Source organism: Microcystis sp. M53603_WE2, assembly GCF_030065435.1.
The window spans coordinates 1-2,738 of sequence record NZ_JASJFF010000936.1 but is presented as its reverse complement, the minus strand read 5'-3'; the positions used below and the strand labels follow the sequence as shown (position 1 = coordinate 2,738).

Sequence of the window (2,738 nt, the reverse complement as noted above, 5' to 3'; positions counted from 1 at the left end):
TTGAGGGGGTCAATTACCTAATTTTCAGGGAAAAAGTCCCTGAATTTCCCCCTGATCACTCCCATATCTGGTACTTTTTGAGGGGAAAAAAGTCCAAAAGTCTTATCCAACAAGGTTTTTAGATTTATTCAGCAAGCCCTACTTAACTGATAACTGATAACTGATAACTGATAACTGATAACTGAAAAAGAATCGGGTAGGTTTATATAAACCCGCCCGATTTTGCTTTAATTTAATTTGATTTGGTTGGGTTTAAACCGATACTAAACCACCAGCGGCCTGGTATCTAGCGCGAGCTTTGCGCCATGATTGTTGCGCTTGGATAGTTTTGCGACGGTCATCCCCTTTACTGACTTCATCGAGACGGGTTTGGGCCTGTTCGTATTCGGCGCGAGCTTTTTCTTTATCGATTTTTGAGCCTAATTCCGCCCCATTAACGAGGACTTTGATCTCATTATTTTCGACTTCGGCAAAACCGCCCAAAACCGCGATATTTTCCCAGTCTTTCCCCGGTCGAATTCGCATTACGCCAATATTCAGGGCAGTTAATAAAGGAGCGTGACCGCTAAGAATACCTAATTGTCCCGTGGAACTGGGTAGGATTACTTCTTCAGCCACGTTATCCCAGACAATGCGATCGGGTGTAATAACCCGTACTGTAATGCTCATTGGTGATAATAACGATAATTTTGGCAGATTTCTGGGTTTAGTAACCGCGTTTAGCGGTTACTACTGACTTTTAATTAGCCTTTTTTGAGTTTTGCGCCTTTAGCGATCGCTTCATCGATATTGCCGACCATATAGAACGCTTGTTCGGGTAAGCTATCGAGTTCACCTTTGAGGATCATCTGGAAGCCTTTGATCGTATCAGCGAGAGTAACGTATTTACCTGGAGAACCGGTGAACACTTCCGCCACGAAGAAAGGTTGCGAGAGGAAACGCTCAATTTTGCGAGCGCGGTCAACGGTGAGACGATCTTCTTCCGACAATTCGTCTAAACCGAGAATAGCGATGATGTCCTGTAACTCTTTATAGCGTTGCAGGGTAGATTGGACGGCGCGAGCGGTGCCGTAGTGTTCATCACCGACGATATCAGCTTGGAGCATGGTGCTGGTGGAACCGAGGGGATCTACCGCCGGATAGATACCTTTGGAAGCCAGACCCCGGGATAGTACTGTTGTTCCGTCCAAGTGAGCGAAGGTAGTAGCGGGAGCGGGGTCAGTCAAGTCATCCGCGGGTACATAGACCGCTTGGATGGAAGTGATCGATCCTTCTTTGGTGGAGGTAATCCGCTCTTGCAGGTCGCCTACGTCAGTACCGAGGGTGGGTTGGTATCCTACCGCAGAAGGCATCCGACCGAGGAGCGCCGATACTTCCGAACCGGCTTGCACGAAACGGAAGATATTATCAATAAATAAGAGTACGTCTTGCTTGTTGACATCGCGGAAGTATTCGGCCATGGTCAAAGCGGAGAGACCGACGCGCATTCTCGCTCCGGGGGGTTCGTTCATCTGACCGTAAACGAGGGCGATTTTCGATTCTTCGGGGTTATCAGCGTTGATTACCTTCGATTCGATCATCTCGTTGTAGAGGTCGTTTCCTTCGCGGGTTCTTTCACCCACACCGCCAAAAACCGAGACACCACCGTGTTGAATGGCGATATTGTTGATTAATTCCATCATAATGACGGTTTTGCCCACACCAGCACCCCCGAAGAGGCCGATTTTGCCCCCTTGACGGTAGGGGGTGAGCAGGTCAATCACCTTGATACCGGTTTCAAAAACCGTCGGTGTTACTTCAAGATCGACTAATTTGGGAGCGGGACGGTGAATAGGAGAGGTTTCGGTGACGTTAACCGGTCCTTTTTCGTCCACGGGTTCACCAAGAACGTTAAAAATCCGACCGAGGGTGCATTTACCCACGGGAACGCTAATCGCCGCGCCGGTGTCCACGATATCCATACCGCGCACTAAACCATCGGTGGTACTCATGGCAACGGCCCGCACTTGGTTATCACCGAGTAACTGTTGCACTTCACAAGTAACCGATAGATTTTGACCGGCGGAGTTAGTTCCTTTTACGGTTAAGGCATTATAAATACGGGGCAGTTTGCCACTGGGAAATTCGGCATCGATGACAGGACCGATGATCTGGACGATTTTACCAACGTTAGTTTCTGTTGTCGCTACCATTGTTTATGTCTACTCTGGGTTTTAGCTGATAACTCCCACAAGGGGAAAGTCTTAATTTTTTGTAAAATTAGCCAATACACAGCTTATCACGCTAGGGGATCAGATCAGTTATTTTCGCTATCAGCCCTCAGCAGTCGGTCGTCAGGAGACTCGGAGACGGGAGATTATTTTATTTGTTCCCCCCACTTCCCGCTTCCCGCTCCCTGCTCCCTGCTTAACAAACACAGGGGTTTGCCTTTAATTGAACGTTACCTCATGTCTCAAGGAGAAGATGGCCACAGTGTCGAGGGTTTAATTGCTCAAGATATAGGTTGGGATTTTTAAGGGGAAACTCTCTTTTAAAATTGGGGTTAACCACAGAAACCAAAAACCTACCTAAAGCTTTTTAAAGCTACTCATTTCTGTAGCTAGATAGCTAAAATAAGTAACTTTGGCCACCGATAGATTTTAAGAACGTTATCAGGTATAATCAAGATATGAAGCTAGTTGAACGTCATATTATCAGTCAAAACCATCCCTTATGGTCAGAAATCGACCATTATGCCT

At 47.0% G+C, this 2,738-nt stretch carries 2 protein-coding genes; both read right to left on the bottom strand.

The window, feature by feature from the left end; translation table 11 throughout:
• Positions 1-252 precede the first annotated feature (252 nt).
• Entirely contained in the window at positions 253-669 is a 417-nt protein-coding gene (atpC, locus tag PX481_RS19770) for an ATP synthase F1 subunit epsilon (protein ID WP_002760449.1), read from the bottom strand.
• 74 nt (positions 670-743) lie between these two features.
• Positions 744-2,192, bottom strand: a complete 1,449-nt coding sequence (atpD, locus tag PX481_RS19765; protein ID WP_002760447.1) for a F0F1 ATP synthase subunit beta — start codon at positions 2,190-2,192, stop codon at positions 744-746.
• Positions 2,193-2,738: the final 546 nt, after the last annotated feature.